This window comes from Hoeflea sp. TYP-13 (assembly GCF_040932035.1).
Lineage (GTDB): Bacteria > Pseudomonadota > Alphaproteobacteria > Rhizobiales > Rhizobiaceae > Hoeflea_A.
Window position 1 is genome coordinate 1117117 of sequence record NZ_JBFRBB010000002.1, and the last position, 16136, is coordinate 1133252.

General features: G+C 59.1%; 15 protein-coding genes. 1 reads left to right on the plus strand and 14 read right to left on the minus strand.

The window, feature by feature from the left end; genetic code table 11:
* On the plus strand, positions 1 to 1149 hold the full coding sequence (locus ABVT35_RS15380; RefSeq protein ID WP_368467468.1) for a BMP family ABC transporter substrate-binding protein: 1149 nt from the start codon (positions 1 to 3) through the stop codon (positions 1147 to 1149).
* A gap of 21 nt (positions 1150 to 1170) precedes the next feature.
* Here ABVT35_RS15380 and ABVT35_RS15385 read toward each other — a convergent pair whose 3' ends face one another.
* The 14 genes from ABVT35_RS15385 to ABVT35_RS15450 form a co-directional block, all read right to left on the minus strand.
* Positions 1171 to 1566 (minus strand): RidA family protein, encoded by a 396-nt coding sequence (locus tag ABVT35_RS15385; RefSeq protein ID WP_368467469.1) that lies wholly within the window; start codon positions 1564 to 1566, stop codon positions 1171 to 1173.
* A gap of 37 nt (positions 1567 to 1603) precedes the next feature.
* Positions 1604 to 2290, minus strand: a complete 687-nt coding sequence (locus tag ABVT35_RS15390) for an ABC transporter ATP-binding protein (RefSeq protein WP_368467893.1) — start codon at positions 2288 to 2290, stop codon at positions 1604 to 1606.
* Positions 2287 to 3042, minus strand: a complete 756-nt coding sequence (locus tag ABVT35_RS15395; protein WP_368467470.1) for an ABC transporter ATP-binding protein — start codon at positions 3040 to 3042, stop codon at positions 2287 to 2289. Before ABVT35_RS15395 ends, ABVT35_RS15390 begins: the two co-directional genes overlap by 4 nt.
* A complete protein-coding gene (locus ABVT35_RS15400) occupies positions 3035 to 4015 on the minus strand; it encodes a branched-chain amino acid ABC transporter permease (RefSeq protein ID WP_368467471.1) in 981 nt (326 codons plus the stop codon). The genes ABVT35_RS15395 and ABVT35_RS15400 overlap by 8 nt, the downstream gene beginning before the upstream one ends.
* A gap of 7 nt (positions 4016 to 4022) precedes the next feature.
* Positions 4023 to 4943 carry a branched-chain amino acid ABC transporter permease gene (locus ABVT35_RS15405; RefSeq protein WP_368467472.1) on the minus strand — a complete coding sequence of 307 codons (921 nt, stop codon included), beginning with the start codon at positions 4941 to 4943 and terminating at the stop codon, positions 4023 to 4025.
* Between the two features lie 74 nt (positions 4944 to 5017).
* Positions 5018 to 6157, minus strand: a complete 1140-nt coding sequence (locus ABVT35_RS15410) for an ABC transporter substrate-binding protein (RefSeq protein ID WP_368467473.1) — start codon at positions 6155 to 6157, stop codon at positions 5018 to 5020.
* A 21-nt stretch (positions 6158 to 6178) separates the two neighbouring features.
* Positions 6179 to 7813, minus strand: coding sequence for an AMP-binding protein (locus tag ABVT35_RS15415; RefSeq protein WP_368467474.1), 1635 nt, complete (start codon positions 7811 to 7813; stop codon positions 6179 to 6181).
* A gap of 2 nt (positions 7814 to 7815) precedes the next feature.
* Positions 7816 to 8979, minus strand: a complete 1164-nt coding sequence (locus ABVT35_RS15420; protein WP_368467475.1) for an acyl-CoA dehydrogenase family protein — start codon at positions 8977 to 8979, stop codon at positions 7816 to 7818.
* Positions 8980 to 8981: 2 nt separating this feature from the next.
* Positions 8982 to 9794 carry an enoyl-CoA hydratase family protein gene (locus tag ABVT35_RS15425; protein ID WP_368467476.1) on the minus strand — a complete coding sequence of 271 codons (813 nt, stop codon included), beginning with the start codon at positions 9792 to 9794 and terminating at the stop codon, positions 8982 to 8984.
* Positions 9791 to 10264: a MarR family winged helix-turn-helix transcriptional regulator gene (locus ABVT35_RS15430; protein ID WP_368467477.1), complete on the minus strand. Its 474-nt coding sequence runs from the start codon at positions 10262 to 10264 to the stop codon at positions 9791 to 9793. The genes ABVT35_RS15425 and ABVT35_RS15430 overlap by 4 nt, the downstream gene beginning before the upstream one ends.
* Entirely contained in the window at positions 10261 to 11022 is a 762-nt protein-coding gene (locus tag ABVT35_RS15435; RefSeq protein WP_368467478.1) for an SDR family NAD(P)-dependent oxidoreductase, read from the minus strand. The genes ABVT35_RS15430 and ABVT35_RS15435 overlap by 4 nt, the downstream gene beginning before the upstream one ends.
* A gap of 244 nt (positions 11023 to 11266) precedes the next feature.
* Positions 11267 to 12406, minus strand: coding sequence for an NAD(P)/FAD-dependent oxidoreductase (locus tag ABVT35_RS15440; protein ID WP_368467479.1), 1140 nt, complete (start codon positions 12404 to 12406; stop codon positions 11267 to 11269).
* A 116-nt stretch (positions 12407 to 12522) separates the two neighbouring features.
* Positions 12523 to 14994 (minus strand): FAD-dependent oxidoreductase, encoded by a 2472-nt coding sequence (locus tag ABVT35_RS15445; protein ID WP_368467480.1) that lies wholly within the window; start codon positions 14992 to 14994, stop codon positions 12523 to 12525.
* Positions 14995 to 15176: 182 nt separating this feature from the next.
* A complete protein-coding gene (locus ABVT35_RS15450) occupies positions 15177 to 16100 on the minus strand; it encodes a bifunctional enoyl-CoA hydratase/phosphate acetyltransferase (RefSeq protein ID WP_368467481.1) in 924 nt (307 codons plus the stop codon).
* Between the last annotated feature and the right edge of the window lie 36 nt (positions 16101 to 16136).

Genomic DNA, 16136 nt, shown 5'->3' on the forward strand with positions numbered 1-16136 from the left:
ATGGCGGTCCGTATAACCGGAACCAGCCTGACCAGGCGCGACCTCCTGAAAGGGAGCGCCACGCTTGGTGCGACCAGCCTCGCTAACGGACTCGTGGCAACACGCCCCGCAAGTGCTTCGTCCTTGACGGTCGGCATGGTCTATATCGGGCATCGTTATGACTGGGGATGGAACCAGGCACAGTCGTTGGCGGCGGATGTGTTGAAGTCTGCAGCACATGTCAAAGTGGTCCAAAAACCGGCCCTTCCGGAGGAAGGCGAATTCACCAAATCGTGGAATGCCAGGTATAACCGGGTGATTGAGGCGTTGATTGAGGAAGGGGCGAATCTTGTCATATCGACATCCTTCGGAGACGATCCGGACATCGCCGCATTGGCCGGAAAATATCCGGATGTGTTCTTCCGCAACGTCACCACGGACGCAAAGACGGCCGGCCCGGTGAATTTCGGCAGTCAATACAGCCTAATCAATCAGGGCCACTACGTTAACGGAGTGGCCGCCGGCCTGTGCACCGGCACCAACAAGCTGGGCTTTGTGGCCGGGAAGCCGGAGGGCGCTGTGCTGGCCAACATCAATTCGTTCCTGATCGGCGTTCGCCAGACCAATCCCGATGCCGTGGTTAAGGTTATGTTTACCCGTCAGTGGACGACGACGCCACGCGATTCGGAAATTACGAACGCACTCGTGGATGATGGCTGCGACGTCATTACCTGCACCACCGACAGTCCCGAAACGATCATCAAAACGGCGGCAGACCGCGGTGCCATGGTTTGCGGCCATGCCTTCAACCAGGAACCACTCGCACCAAACGGATATATCACCGGGGCCGAACACAATTGGTTCCCGATGTTCGCGATGTTTGTGAAGATGCGGGAGGAAGACAGACCACTGCCGGATTTCGTATCTGGTGGTTACGACAGGGACTACGTCACGTCGAGCCCATTCGGCGCAGGCGCGACACCTCAGGCGATCAACGCGGCACAAAACGCAATTCAGGCTATGAAAAACGGAAAAGCAATTCTTGTCGGCCCGATCAAAGACAACAGGGGCAGGATCGTTGTGCCGGCCGGGACGACGTATGGACCTTATGCACAGGAGGTTTTGAACACCGATTACCTGGTTGAAGGCGTCATCGGTTCAATAACCTGACCCCGCTGCGCTATGTCCCGCTCAATCGCGCGGAATGACGGCGGTCGCCTCGATCTCGACCTTGGCGCGGTCCTCGATGAGTGCCGTCACCTGGACAACGGCCATGGCTGGAAAATGCCGCCCGAATACGCGGCGGTAGGCTTCACCCAGCTCTTTCGGCCGGGCGAGATATTCCTTTTTGTCCGTGACATACCAGGTCATGCGCACAATGTGCTCAGGGCCGGCGCCCGCCTCATTGAGAACCGCGACGATATTGGCAAATGTCTGCTCGCACTGGCCGACGAAATCGTCCGTCTCCCAGACCTGGTCCTTGCTCCAGCCGACCAGACCGCCGGTAACGACAATGTCGCCGCTTGCCTGAATGCCGTTCGCATAGCCTTTTGCGGGCTTCCAGCCCTCCGGTTCCAGGAACTTCATAGCGCATCTTCTTTCTTCAACGTGTTTCTCCTTGCGGTCAGACCCCGAGATACCGGTCCTGAATATCGTCGGTGAGTGCCGAGGGTGTCCCGTCCCAGACACTTTTGCCGCGTTCCAGGATCGTGCAGCGGTCGGCAACCTTCATCAGTTCCTTCAGCGTCTTGTCGACGATCAGGATCGACTGCCCCTCGCCCTTCAGCTCGCGAACCGCGGACCAGATTTCCTGACGGATGACCGGGGCCAGCCCTTCCGTTGCCTCATCGAGGATGAGAAGCCGCGGATTGGTCATCAGCGCACGGCCAATCGCCAGCATCTGTTGTTCACCGCCCGAAAGCGTGCTCGCCGATTGCTGCTGGCGTTCCTTGAGGCGCGGAAACAGCCGGTTGACCCTTTCGAGGGTCCACGCGCCGGAACGCGCGGCAACGACCAGATTTTCGTGCACCGACAGATTGGGAAAACACCGCCGCCCCTCAGGCACCAGTCCGATGCCGAGCCGCGCCACCTTATGCGGCCGCATGCCGGCAAGATCGCTGCCACCGAAACGGATCGAGCCATCGCGATATGGCAATACACGGCATAGCGAGCGGATTGTGGTCGTCTTGCCCATTCCGTTGCGGCCCATCAGCGCCACGACCTCGCCCTCGTCCATGGAAAAATCAACACCAAACAACGCCTGGGAGCGGCCGTAGAAGGATTGCAGCTTATCGATCTGCAGCAGCATCAGTCCTCCTCCCCGAGATAGGCTTCGCGCACATCCCTGTTGGCACGGATCTCCGAGACCGTGCCGCTTGCGATGACTCGGCCATAAACAAGTACGGAGATGCGGTCTGCGAGCGAAAACACCGCCTCCATATCGTGTTCGACGAGCAGGATCGGCACTTCGTGGCGCAGCGTGTCGAGAAATCCGGTCAACCGTTTGGATCCTTCCGGCCCCATGCCGGCCATCGGCTCGTCGAGCAGCAGCAATTTCGGTTTGAGCGCAAGGGCCATGGCCATTTCCAGCTGGCGGCGCTCACCATGGGAAAGCTCAGCGGCAACAATGTCGGCGCGCTTGGCAAGGCCGACCAGTTCAAGCTTTTCCATCGCTGACTCGATGAGGGAACGGTCGCGCATGACCGGCTTGAAGAAGCGAAAACTGGACCCTTGCGTGCTTTGAACGCTGAGCATGACATTGCGCAATGCGGAAAATTCAGGCGCGATGGATGAGACCTGGAACGTGCGTCCCAGACCCCGTCTCACCCGCTGCGCGACAGTGAGCGCATTGATCTCTTCGCCCAGAAACCGGACATGCCCGGCATCTGGCGCCAGCGATCCTGCGACCTGGTGGATAAGCGTCGACTTGCCGGCGCCGTTCGGCCCGATCAACGCATGGATTTCGCCCGCGCGAACATCAAGAGAAACACCGTCGGTAGCCTTCAGCGCGCCGAATGTCTTTCTGAGGTCGTTAAGTTCGAGCACTGTTTGAAGGTCAGCCATGGCTCTGCCTCCCGGCAAGAATGCCCACAACGCCGCCGCGCACAAAGAGCACGACGCACAAAAGGATCAGTCCGAGGAAGAGCTGCCAGTGCTCGGTGACGCCACCCAGATAAAACTCCATCACAATGAAGAGCGCGGCACCCGCCAGTGGTCCGAACAGGCGCCCCACCCCGCCCAAAATGACGAAGATCATAATTTCGCCGGAGACCTGCCAGGACAGCATCGACGGGCTGACGAAGCGGTTAAGATCGGCAAAGAGCGCACCGGCAAGCCCGGTCATCGAGGCAGAAATCACAAAGGCGACGAGCCTGATATTGAAGGGTGCAATGCCGGTGGATGCCAGACGCACTTCGTTCTGCCGCGCCACCTGAAGCGCCGCGCCGAAGCGGGAATCGCGTAGCAGGGCCGAAAACAACAGGCAGACCATCAGCACTACATAACAGATCATGAAGAAATGCATCGGATCGAGCGTGTTGAGCCCCGGAAAACCGTCGCGCACATAGATCGACAACCCGTCCTCACCACCATAGGAGGGCCAGGAAATGGCGAAATAGTAGATCATCTGCGCAAAGGCGAGTGTGATCATAATGAAGTAAACGCCGGAGGTTCGGAGCGTGATCATGCCGATCACGGTTGCCACAATGGCGCACATGACGATCGCCACCAGCCAGATTACCAGCATGCTGTTGCTTCCGGCGATTTCCAGCGGCCATGTCATCAGCGGTTCCTGATTGAAGGCGTGGGTCGCAAGGATACCCGCCGCGTAACCGCCGATGCCGAAAAAGGCCGCATGCCCGAAGGACACCATTCCGCCGAGGCCAAGAGCGATGTTAAGCCCCACGCCCGCAAGCGCCAGGATCGCAACACGCGTTGCCAGCGTGATGTAGAACGGCTCGTCGAATGACAATGCCGCAAACGGCACCGCGAGAAGGCCGAGGGCAAGAATCCAGTTTATGATTGTTTCGCGCTTCATCCGGCCCTCACGTGCTCGCCGCGAACAGGCCCTGCGGCTTAACCGCCAGGATGACCGCCATCAGAATGTAGATCGCCATGGAGGCAAGCGCCGAGCCGACGGATGTGGCCTGCGAGGTTTCCATGAACAGGGCGAAGAACTGGGGCAGCAGGATGCGCCCCATCGTGTCGACCACGCCGACCAGGATCGCGCCGATCAAAGCGCCCTTTACCGAACCGATGCCGCCAATGACGATCACCACGAATGCGAGGATCAGCACCGGTTCGCCCATCCCCACTTGCACCGACTGGATGGCCCCAACCAGCGCACCAGCGAGCCCGGCAAGTGCCGCTCCAAGAGCAAAAACCACCGTATAGAGCGTGCGGATATCAACCCCGAGCGCGCCGATCATCTCACGGTCGGATTCGCCCGCCCGAATGCGCATGCCGAGCCGGGTCCGCGAAATCAGCAGGTAAAGTCCAAAGGCGATCAGCAGGCCGACGACAATGATTGAAAGTCTGTAGAGCGGATATTCGGCACCGCCCGGCAGCTCCACAGCGCCCTGAAGTGCTTTCGGTATATCGAGATAGAGCGGAAACGAGCCGAAGATCCAGCGCGTGCCCTCCGAGAAGATCAGGATCAGCGCGAACGTCGCCAGCACCTGATCGAGATGGTCGCGGTCGTAAAGGCGGCGGATGACGGCAATCTCCATCACCGCACCCGCTGCCGCAGCCCCTGCCAGGCTTGCCACAAGCCCGAGCCAGAACGACCCGGTGGCAACCGCGACCGTCGCGCATAAAAACGCGCCGATCATGTAGAGCGAGCCATGTGCCAGGTTGATCAGCCCCATGACGCCGAACACCAGCGTCAGGCCGGCGGCCATCAGAAACAGCATCACCCCGAACTGGACGCCGTTGAGCAGTTGCTCTGTAAAAAGGGCAAGTGTCATCTATCACTCAACCTGGGTTGGAATGAAAATCGAAACGGAAGGCGGAGGCCGAAGCCTCCGCCAACTGTTCGTGCCTAGAGTTTGCAGTCGTCGACATAGGCGCTGGAGCGGTCCTCCAGGCCAACGCCGATGATCTTGTTCGTCAGCACGTCACCTTCCTTGATCACTTCGCGGACATAGATGTCCTGGATCGGATGCTGGTTGCTGTCGAACTTAAAGTCGCCGCGCACGCTGTCAAAGTCTGCTTCCTTGAGAGCCGCACGGAATGCGTCGGCATCTTTCACATCGGCCTTTTTCATGGCCGACAGTATCAGGTTGGCCGTATCAAATCCCTGGCTCGCGTAGAGCGACGGCAGGCGGCCATACTCCGCCTGGAAGGCTTCGACAAAGGCCTTGTTGGCCGGATTGTCGATGTCTTTCGACCACTGCGAGGAGTTCTTGACGCCGAGCGCCGCATCGCCGACGGCTTTCAAAATTCCCTGGTCGAACGAAAAGGCAGGTCCCATAACCGGAATGTCGACACCGGACTGTGCGTATTGCTTCATGAAGGCGATACCCATGCCGCCGGGCAGGAAGAAGAAGACGCTGTCGGCGCCCGATGCGCGGATCTGCGCAATTTCGGCGGCGTAGTCCGTCTGGCCCAGTTTGGTATAGAGTTCGCCCGCGACATTGCCTTCATAGAAGCGCTTGAAGCCGGTCAGGGCGTCCTTGCCCGCCGGGTAGTTGGGCGCCAGAATGAAGGTGTTCTTGAAACCTGCGCCATTGGCATGGCCGCCCATCGCTTCGTGCAGGTTGTCGTTCTGCCAGGCAACGTTGAAATAGTTCTCGTGGCAGCCCTTTCCGGCAAGCATAGACGGGCCCGCATTGGGCGACAGGTAAAAGACGCCCTGCCCCACCGCGCTGGGAACGACAGCCATGGCAAGGTTGGACCAGATGATCCCGGTCAGCACATCGACCTTTTCCTTCTGGATCATCTTGTCGGCGATCTGCACCGCGAGATCGGGTTTGCGCGCGTCGTCCTCGACGATCACTTCCAGATCCTTGTTGCCGGCCATCTTGGCCGCCAGCATGAACCCGTCGCGCACATCGACACCAAGACCGGAACCGCCGCCCGAAAGCGTCGTGATCATTCCGACCTTGACCGGTTCGGCCAGAGCCGCACCGCTTGCGCTCAGCGCAAGTCCCATCAGGCTAGCTGCAATCAGTTTTTTCATTGGTTACTCCTCCCAGAAAACTCAGTTTTGCTCTTTTAATCGATAACGCTGGACCTTGCCCGTCTGCGTCTTGGGCAGGCTTTCGATGAATTTGATGGATCTTGGATATTTGTAAGGCGCGATCGTCGCCTTGACGTGGTCCTGAAGACGCTTGACCGTTTCCGCATCGGATGGAACGCCCTCACCAAGCACGATGTGCGCTTCCACAATCTGTCCCCGCTCCTCGTCCGGAACCCCGATTACACCGCACTCGGCGACATCTTCATGTGCCAGAAGCGCAGCTTCGACCTCCGGTCCGGCGATATTGTAGCCGGAGGATATGATCATATCGTCGGCGCGTGCAAGGAAATGGAAAACGTCGTCCTCGTCCTGCATGAAGGCATCGCCCGTGACATTCCAGCCGCTGCGCACATAGTCGTGCTGTCGCTGTTCGTCACTGAGATATCGGCAGCCCGTCGGACCGCGCACCGCAAGCCGTCCCGGCTCGCCGCGCGGCATTTCCTCCATCTCCGCATCCACAACCTTGGCCTCATAGCCGGTCACCGGTGTTCCCGTTGCTCCAGGCTTTGAATGGCCAAGCCGGTTGGAAATAAATATGTGCAGCAGCTCCGTTGCGCCGATGCCGTCGAGGATCGGCTTGCCGGTCTTTTCCCGCCAGGATTCATAAACCGGCGGCGGCAGAGTTTCACCCGCAGAAACCGCAACGCGCAGGGACGAAAGATCGGCCCCCTCCTCCATCGCTGCCAGCATCGCCCGGTAAGCGGTCGGTGCCGTAAAGCAGATGGTTGCCCCATAAGTCTGGATAATCTCGATCATGTTGGGCGGCGTAGCGCTTTCCAGCAGCGTTGCTGCCGCACCGAAGCGCAGCGGGAAAATCGCCAGCCCGCCGAGACCGAAGGTAAAGGCGAGCGGCGGAGAGCCGACAAAAACGTCATCCGGCGTCACGCCCAGCACCTCTTGCGCATAGCCGTCCGCAATCACCAGCAGGTCGCGATGGAAATGCATGGTCGCTTTCGGCTCTCCGGTCGTTCCGGAGGTAAAACCAAGCAGGGCAACATCGTCACGACCGGTTTCAACAGCCTCGAACGGCACCGGCTTGTTGAGCGCAATTCGGTCAAGTTCGGCGTCGTGGTTGGCGGTGCCGTCAAAACCAATCACCTTTTTCAGGAATTTACTGCTCTTGGCGCAATGGGTAAGTTCATCCATCAGCCGCGTGTCGCACAGCGCCAGCGAAATTTCGGCCTTGTCGACGATCTTCGATAGCTCTGCCGCACGCAGCATCGGCATGGTGTTTACCACCACCGCGCCGGCCTTTGTCGCCGCCAGCCAGCAGGCAACCATCGCCGGATTGTTGGCCGAGCGGATCAGGATACGGTTGCCCGGCTTGACGCCGTAATCCTCGACCAGCGCATGGGCGATCCGGTTGGTCCAGTCGGAAAGCTCCTTGTAGGTGCGCCGACGTCCATTGCCGATGAGCGCCGTGTGATCGGCAAACCCCTTTTCGACCATAGCATCGGTCAGTTCGACCGCTGCATTGAGCCGTTCGGGATAGTCGTAGCCGGAGATATCCAGCTCCGGCCAGCTGTCCATGGGCGGCAGATTATCCCTTGTGAAAGTATCCGTATGGGCAGATGGGCCCAATTGTTGTTGTGTCATTGTTATGCTCCAGCAGATGCGAGCGCTTGTCGCGCAATGACTATTTTTTGAACGTCGGAGGCGCCTTCATAGATCCGCAACGCGCGGATGTCGCGGTATAGGCTTTCAACGATGTGGCCGCTGCGCACACCGTCGCCGCCATGGATCTGGACCGCCTTGTCGATAACCTCCTGTGCCTTGTCGGTGGCATAGAGCTTCGCCATCGCTGCCTCGCGCGTCACCCGCGCGGCGCCCATATCCTTGGTCCAGGCTGCCCGGTAGATCAGCAGCGCGGCAGCATCCACATCAAGCGCCATATCGGCAATGTGTCCCTGGACCATCTGCAGGTCGGCCAGCGGCGCACCGAACAATTCGCGGTTCGCCGCGCGATTGATCGTTTCGTCCAGCGCGCGCCGGGCAAAGCCGAGGGCTGCTGCGCCAACCGTCGAGCGGAAAACGTCCAGCACCGACATGGCGATGCGGAAACCATTGCCCGGCTCGCCGATCATCGCACTTTCGGGGATCCGGCAATCTTCAAAGGATAGCCGCGCAAGCGGGTGCGGAGCGATGACATTAATGCGTTCTGCAATATTGAGCCCCGGTGTATCGGCCGGAACGATAAATGCGGTGATGCCCTTTGCACCCGGCGCCTCGCCGGTGCGGGCGAAGACCGTATAGACGTCGGCGATACCGCCATTGGATATCCAGGTCTTTTCGCCATTGAGCACAAAATCGCCGCCATCGCGCGTGGCCGTCATTTCCATATTGGCAACGTCCGAACCCGAGCGTGGCTCCGATAGCGCAAAGGCTGACAACGCCTCGCCGCGTCGTGTCCGGGTCAGCCAGTCTGCCTGCTGGTCCGGCGTGCCGAAGAATGAAATCGCGCCGGTGCCGAGGCCCTGCATGGCAAAGGCAAAATCGGCAAGCCCGTCGTGGCGGGCAAGAATTTCACGCGTCAGGCACAAGGTGCGCACATCGAGCGTCGATCCTGCATTGTGAGGATCGATGGCCGAGGCTTCCAGCCACCCGGCTTCGCCGAGAAGCGTGGCAATGCGACGGCAGCTCGCATCAATGTCATCATGATCGATATCGACGAGGTTGCTTTTCACCCAGGCGTCGAACTGTTGGTAATATTCCCGGTGTCCGTCGTCGAAAAACGGCCAATTCAAAAAGCTGCGGTCCGCCATGATCAGTTCCCTTCGAAAACGGGCTTCTGCTTGGCAACGAACGCATCGTAGGCGCGGCCGAAATCACGGGTCTGCATGCAGATTGCTTGCGCCTGCGCCTCTGCTTCGATCGCTTCGTCAATGGACATCGCCCATTCCTGCTTGAGCATGGTCTTTGTCATCATGTGACCGAAATTCGGGCCGTCGGCGAGACGCGTGGCAAAGGCAATCGCCTCGCTCTCAAGCTCTTCGGCGCCGACCAGCCGATTGAAAAAGCCCCAGCGCTCGGCCTCTTCGCCGGACATGGCACGGCCGGTATAAAGCAGCTCATTGGCGCGCCCCTGGCCGATGATGCGCGGCAGGATCGCGCAAGCGCCCATGTCGCAGGCCGCAAGCCCTACGCGGGTGAAAAGAAACGCGGTCTTTGCTTCCGGCGTGCCAAAACGGATGTCGGACGCCATTGCAACAATGGCACCGGCACCGACGCATACCCCGTCGACGGCTGCAATGACGGGCTTGCCGCAGCCGATCATCGCCTTGACGAGGTCTCCTGTCATACGGGTGAACTCAAGAAGCCCCTTCATGTCCCGGTCGAGCAGCGGGCCGATAATGTCGTGCACATCGCCGCCCGAACAGAAATTGCCGCCATTGGAGGCAAAAACAACGGCGTCGACATCATCCACATAGACAAGGTCGCGAAATGTGTCGCGCAATTCCGCATAGCTCTCGAAGGTCAGCGGGTTTTTGCGTTCGGGGCGGTCGAGCGTAATGACTACAACACGGCCATCCATGCGCCAGTTGAAATGCTTCGGTTCCAGATTGGCCATGCTGCTCATTGCGTTTTCGCTCCCTTGATCTGCATATTATCGAGAAGATCCACCAGCACGTCGGCATCCTGGTCGCTCAGCATATCCAGCATGGATGCAATCCAGCTTTCATGGACCTTTGCCATATGCGCGAAATCTTCCCGTCCCTTATCGGTCAGCTGTACGATCATTGCCCGCCGGTCTCCGCTCACCGGCACACGAACCACCATACCGTCCGTTACCAGGCGCTCGACAATGCCCGTCACATTGCCGTTGGAAACCATGAGCGCCGCTGAAAGCGCACTCATCTTCATTCCGTCTTTTTCGCGGTAAAGTGCGGCAAGCACATCAAACCGCGGCAGCGTCGTCGCAAATTCGACCCTGAGACGTTCGCGGATCTCGGCCTCCATCTGCCGCGAAATTTTCAAAAGCCGCAACCAGATACGCAGGCGCTGCTTGTCGCGTTCATCCGTGACGCCGGTTTCGTCCACCAAACTCATACTTCACCTCCCGAAACGGAAAGGGCCTGTCCGGTGATCGACGCCGAATTTGGCCCGCACAGCCACTGAACCGTTTGTGCAACCTCTTCCGGCTGCACAAACTGGCCGGTCGGATTCTGCCTCAAAAGAGCCTTTGCAGCGTCCTCACGCGACATTCCCGTCTTTTCCATGATGTTGTCCAGGGTCCGTTCCAGCATGGGTGTCTGTGTGTATCCCGGACAAACGGCATTGACCGTAATGCCGGTCTTTGCGACCTCCATCGCCACTGATTTGGTCAATCCGACAACACCGTGCTTGGCGGCACAATAGGCAGCCACATACGGATATCCCCTCAAGCCCGCCACGGAAGCGATCGTGATGATACGGCCCCAGTCCTTGCCGGCCATGGCCGAAAGACCAGCCTGCATGGTCAGGAATGCACCGGTGAGATTGACGTCGATCGCCTTGCGCCAGCCGTCAATGTCCTGCTTTGAGAACGGCACAGATTCCGCCGCTCCGGCATTGGCGATCACAATATCGACGCCGCCATGGGCAGCACATACGGATGAAAACAGAGAGGCTACGCTGTCGGGATCGGTTACGTCGCAGGTCATGGCGGATATGCGGTCTGAAGTTTTGGCAACGTCATCGAGAACATCCCGCCGCCGGCCGGAGACTGTTACGGTTGCACCCGCTTCTGCAAGCGCCTGTGCGATTGATGCCCCGACACCAGATCCGCCTCCGGTCACCACCGCATGTTTGCCGCTCAGTTCGGCCATTGGCACTATCCTCACCTGTGCGCTTCGTTCGGCTAAGCAAGCCGACCGGTACCGCAGGACAGGAAAGGGACCGGCCCTCCTCCAAGGGATGCAAATTGCATCGGCACTTCCCTGTTTAAACTCCGCCATTGACACCCGGATAGGCATCTTGGCGTTTTCTTCAGGGGAAGGTTGCCACTCTTTTCAAAGTATTTCAAGCTTAAAATTTTTAGGTAAGAGGGTACCCGTTATCGGTTGGCACCGACTAACGTCTAAATCGATCCGGCGAAACGTCCGATAGTTTGAACCCGCGCGCCTCGAGGCCATCAGGCATAGGTTTGCCGGCAACCAGCCGTGCGGCAAGTTGCGATAGGCCCGGCGCTGACTGGATACCGTAGCCCCCCTGCCCGGCGAGCCAGAAGAAACCATCTGCCTGCGGATCGAAACCACAAACCGGCGCATGATCTTCCACGAAACTCCGCAAACCCGCCCAACTGTTTTCGACCCGCCGCACATCCAGCGCAAAGGCCTGCTGGATACGGTCGATGCAGATCGCGATGTCCATTTCCTCAGGCTGCGCATCGCATGGCGCCGAAGGCGTTTCATCCGCCGGTGAGATCAGCAGCCTGCCGGCGTCAGGCTTCATATAAAATTGTTCGTCGACATCGACTGTGACAGGCCAGGCATCCGGATTTTCGCCATCAGGCGCCCTGACGATCATGGCAGTGCGCCTTTTCGGCACTAGTCCCACGGTATTAACGCCCGCCTTCATCGCAATCTCGTCAGCCCAGGCGCCGGCTGCATTGATCATGACAGGCGCTGAGAACTCACCGCTTCGGCTTGAAAATTTCCATTGGCCGCCGTCCTGCACTAAGGACATCACCTCGGCATTGACGACAACGTCCCCGTCTCGTTTTTTGAAGCCGCGTAAATAGCCCTGATGAAGCGCATTCACGTCAATGTCGCGCGCATCTTCTTCAAGCAGGCCTCTTTCGGCATATCCGGGATGCAAAAGCGGTGACAGGCGCTGAATTTCGTCCGAACCGACCGGCCTGACACCCGGTTGGCCCGACAGATTTTCACTCAGCTCATCAAGGCTCTCGCCTTGATCCTTGCGCGCGATGAACAGGGCGCCGCGGGGCGACAGAAGCGGTTCGCGGCCGAATATCTCCGGCGGATTTTCGTAAAACGCCCGTGACTGGCTGGTCAACGCGCGTATCGGCGCCGGACCATATGTTTCGGAAAAAACGGCAGCCGAACGCCCCGTCGTGTGATAGCCGGGGTGACCCTCCATTTCGAGAACGGCAACCCTGTAATCGGCGGCCAACTCATAGGCAACCGAAGCGCCGGCCATCCCGGCGCCAATGACAACGATATCGTAGTGACGGCTGGATTGTTCGCTCAAGGCCGGCTCCGTTGCTGCGGGACGCACCGCAAAATGCGGTTCCGCCCCAGTAAACAACCGGCAGTTTAATCGGGAATTGCGGAAATCAAAGGCTCAATTTCCCCGGTTCTGCATTCCTACTGCTTGATCCTTTCGCTCTTGGGATCATAGAGCGGCCTCAGGCTCGCCACTGCCTCGAAGCGCTCGCCGGCAACCTCGATTTCATACTTTGACGCAAGCATGTCCGAGGCCGTCTCGCCATCGCGAACCGGTACATAGCCAAGGCCAATGGCGCCGCCGAGGTAATGCCCGTAATTGCCGGACGTCAGATATCCTGCGACCTCTCCGTCGCGAATGATCGGCTCCGCGTGGAAAAGCAGCGGTTCGGGGTCGGTCAGTCTGAACTGCACCAGGCGTTTTTCAAGGCCCGACTGCTTGCGGCTGACAACGGCCTCACGGCCAACGAACGGGCCAAACCTGCCGTCAGGTTTGTCGACCTTGACCGCAAAGCCAAGACCCGCCTCCAGGACGTGGTCCTCGTCGGTTATGTCATGACCGAAATGACGATAGGCCTTTTCCATGCGGCAGCTGTCGAGCACATGCATGCCTGCGAGCCTGAGTCCTTCGCCTTCGCCAGCCTCCAGGATTGTGTCGAAGACGTGCCGCGCCATGTCGGAGGAGATGTAAAGCTCCCAGCCGAGCTCGCCGACATAGGTGATGCGGTGCGCCCGTACCGTCGCCATGCCAAGCTCTATGGTCTGCACCGAACCGAACGGAAAGGCTTCATTGGAAAGGTCTGCTGGTGTCACCTTTTCCAAAATCTTGCGCGCATTGGGGCCCATAATTCCAAGTACAGCCTCCGATGCGGTCACATCGACGGCAATGCAGCGCGCTTCGTCGGGGATATGCCGTTTCAGCCATGTGAAGTCGCGGTTGGCAACGGCTGCACCGGTTATCACCATGAACCTGTCGGCGGAAAGGCGCGTGACCGTAAGGTCCGCTTCGATGCCGCCACGCTCGTTCAGCCACTGCGTATAGACAATGCGGCCGGGTTCTACATCGACATCATTGCTGCAGATTCGCTGCAGCACATCCACTGCATCAGGCCCTTCGACGTGGAATTTGCCGAATGCCGAAAGATCGAACGCAGCCGCGCTCTCACGCACAGCGCGGTGTTCGCCGGCCGCATAATCGAACCAGTTCTGCCGTTTCCAGCTATATTCATATTCAGGCTTCACGCCCTTGGCGAGATCGTCTGCGGGCACGAACCAGTGCGGCCGCTCCCAGCCTGCCGTTTCGCCAAAACAGGCGCCGCGTTCAGCCATTTTCTCGTGGAAAGGCGTATGGCGGACGTTACGTGCCGTCTCATACTGGCGATAGGGAAAGTGGTCGGCGTAAAGCAGGCCCAGCGTTTCAGTTACACGGTTCTTCAGATAGGTGCGGTTGCCTTGAAAGGGTTCCATTCGGCGAATATCGACATCCCAAAGATCGAACGGAGGCTCGCCTTCAACAATCCATTCCGCAAGCGCCTTGCCGGCGCCGCCGGCCGACTGGATGCCAACCGAGTTGAAGCCGGCGGCAACAAAGAAATTTTCAACCTCCGGTGACGGGCCGAGCAGGTACCGGTCATCCGGTGTGAAACTTTCCGGTCCGTTGAAGAAGGTGTGGATACCGGCACTTTCGAGCAGCGGAAGGCGCTCGACCGCCTTTTCCAATATCGGCTGGAAGTGGTCGAAATCCTCGGGCAGTTCGTCGAAGCAGAAATCCTCCGAAATCCCGTCCATGCCCCACGGTTTGGAAACCGGCTCAAACGCGCCGAGCAGGATCTTGCCCGCATCTTCCTTGTAGTAGGCGCACTCGTCCGGCACGCGCAAAACCGGAAGGTTCCCCGGCAGGTCCGGGACAGCCTCGGTGAGAATATAGAAATGCTCGCAGGCGTGAAGCGGCACGTTGACACCGGCCATACGGCCGACTTCATGGCCCCACATGCCGGCGCAGTTGACAACGATATCGGCGGTGATTTCGCCCTTGTCGGTGCGGGCGCCGGTTGCGCGTCCGTCCTTGACATGGATGGCTTCAACCTTGGTGTTTTCAAACACCTTCACGCCCTTCTGGCGGGCACCGCGTGACAGTGCCATGGCGATGTTCGCCGGATCGCCCTGCCCGTCAAGCGGAATGTGCAGTCCGCCGACCACTCCATCCGTGTTGAGGTAGGGGTACATGTCGTGGCAGTCCTTGGCGGTAATCACCTCGACGTCCACACCGTGGGTCTTGGCCATGGAGGCGTTGCGCAGGAATTCTTCCATGCGGTGTTCGCTCAGCGCCACGGCCAGCGATCCGTTGCGCTTGAAACCGGTGGCAATGCCGGTTTCGGCTTCAAGGCCGCCATAGAGCTCCTGGCTGTATTTGGCGAGCCGCGTCATGTTCATCGTGGCACGCAACTGCGCAATCAACCCGGCTGCATGCCAGGTCGTGCCGCTCGTCAGTTGCTTGCGTTCTACAAGAACGACATCGCTCCAGCCAAGATGCGCCAGATGATAGGCAACGGAACAGCCGACGACGCCGCCGCCGATGATCAGAACCCGTGTGTGTTTGGGAAATTCAGCCATGACATACTCCCTGCTGCAAAGGCCGAACTTGCGTTCGTGAAATTTTCGTCAATATTTTCACGAAACGGCGAATTCGTCCAGCCCATAATGACGAATTTCGGCAGATTCCTCAGACAGCGACACCCAAGGGCACCGTGAATCGGAAGCATATCTTTCGGAAATGGCTGGATTATTCCGGGAGGCTAACGTGAACAGCTTACACACAATTTTGCCAGCGCGATGGACGCCAGCCTTGCCTCCGGCGGATCGGCCCGGCTTGTCAGCACGATCGGCAGACGTCCGCCCAGCACAACGCCGGCAGCGCAGGCGGAGCTAAAATAAACCATCATCTTGAAGAGCGCATTGCCAGCCTCGATATTCGGCACCAGCAGAATATCGGCATCTCCCGCGACGGGGCTGTCAATTTCCTTCAGATGCGCGGCGGCGGCGGAAACTGCATTGTCAAAGGCAAGCGGGCCGAAGACATGGGCTTCAGGCACCGCGTCCTTCGCCCACTCGGTCAGCTCGGCCGCGTCCATGCTGGACGGCATTTGCGGCAATGGCGATTCCGTCGCCGAAAGGATCGCAACTTTCGGGTGCTCGATCTCGATCGCATGCGCAAGCGCCACGGCATTGATGATTGCGGCCTGCTTGGTTTTGATGTCGGGGGCCACATTGACCGCACCGTCCGTTATGATCAGAGGGTGTTCGTGGCCCGGAACCGTCATGTGAAAGCAATGCGTCATACGGCTGCCAGGCTGGCGAATGCCTGCTTCCCTGGTCAGAAGCGCGCCCATAAATGCATCGGTATGAACATGCCCCTTAATCACCATCCCGACATCGTCGGATGCGGCACGCTGGGCTGCTGTTTTTGCCAGTTCGTCATCACCGGATGCTTCCAGAATTTCGACATTATTCAGAGAAAAACCGATATCTTCGCAAATGCCGCGAATGGTATCCTGCCCGCCAACCAGGATCGGATCGATCAGCCCGGCTTCGGCCGCATCCCGGACGCTCTGCATCACGACATGCCGGTCCGCACCCACCACAACGGCCCCGACGGCTGTGCCTCCGCTTGCCCGCCGCATCAGTGCTTTGGGGAGTTCAACCGGCTCTTCACTGATCATGCAATCAACATCCCTGGATGAAACCTGATACCAATT

Coding starts and splice junctions, on each gene's coding strand:
- ABVT35_RS15395 (WP_368467470.1), bottom strand. CDS start 3,042: ATGGCTGACCTTCAAACAGTGCTCGAACTTAACGACCTCAGAAAGACA.
- ABVT35_RS15405 (WP_368467472.1), bottom strand. CDS start 4,943: ATGACACTTGCCCTTTTTACAGAGCAACTGCTCAACGGCGTCCAGTTC.
- ABVT35_RS15435 (WP_368467478.1), bottom strand. CDS start 11,022: ATGGCCGAACTGAGCGGCAAACATGCGGTGGTGACCGGAGGCGGATCT.
- ABVT35_RS15385 (WP_368467469.1), bottom strand. CDS start 1,566: ATGAAGTTCCTGGAACCGGAGGGCTGGAAGCCCGCAAAAGGCTATGCG.
- ABVT35_RS15400 (WP_368467471.1), bottom strand. CDS start 4,015: ATGAAGCGCGAAACAATCATAAACTGGATTCTTGCCCTCGGCCTTCTC.
- ABVT35_RS15415 (WP_368467474.1), bottom strand. CDS start 7,813: ATGACACAACAACAATTGGGCCCATCTGCCCATACGGATACTTTCACA.
- ABVT35_RS15450 (WP_368467481.1), bottom strand. CDS start 16,100: ATGATCAGTGAAGAGCCGGTTGAACTCCCCAAAGCACTGATGCGGCGG.
- ABVT35_RS15445 (WP_368467480.1), bottom strand. CDS start 14,994: ATGGCTGAATTTCCCAAACACACACGGGTTCTGATCATCGGCGGCGGC.
- ABVT35_RS15410 (WP_368467473.1), bottom strand. CDS start 6,157: ATGAAAAAACTGATTGCAGCTAGCCTGATGGGACTTGCGCTGAGCGCA.
- ABVT35_RS15425 (WP_368467476.1), bottom strand. CDS start 9,794: ATGAGCAGCATGGCCAATCTGGAACCGAAGCATTTCAACTGGCGCATG.
- ABVT35_RS15420 (WP_368467475.1), bottom strand. CDS start 8,979: ATGGCGGACCGCAGCTTTTTGAATTGGCCGTTTTTCGACGACGGACAC.
- ABVT35_RS15430 (WP_368467477.1), bottom strand. CDS start 10,264: ATGAGTTTGGTGGACGAAACCGGCGTCACGGATGAACGCGACAAGCAG.
- ABVT35_RS15380 (WP_368467468.1), top strand. CDS start 1: ATGGCGGTCCGTATAACCGGAACCAGCCTGACCAGGCGCGACCTCCTG.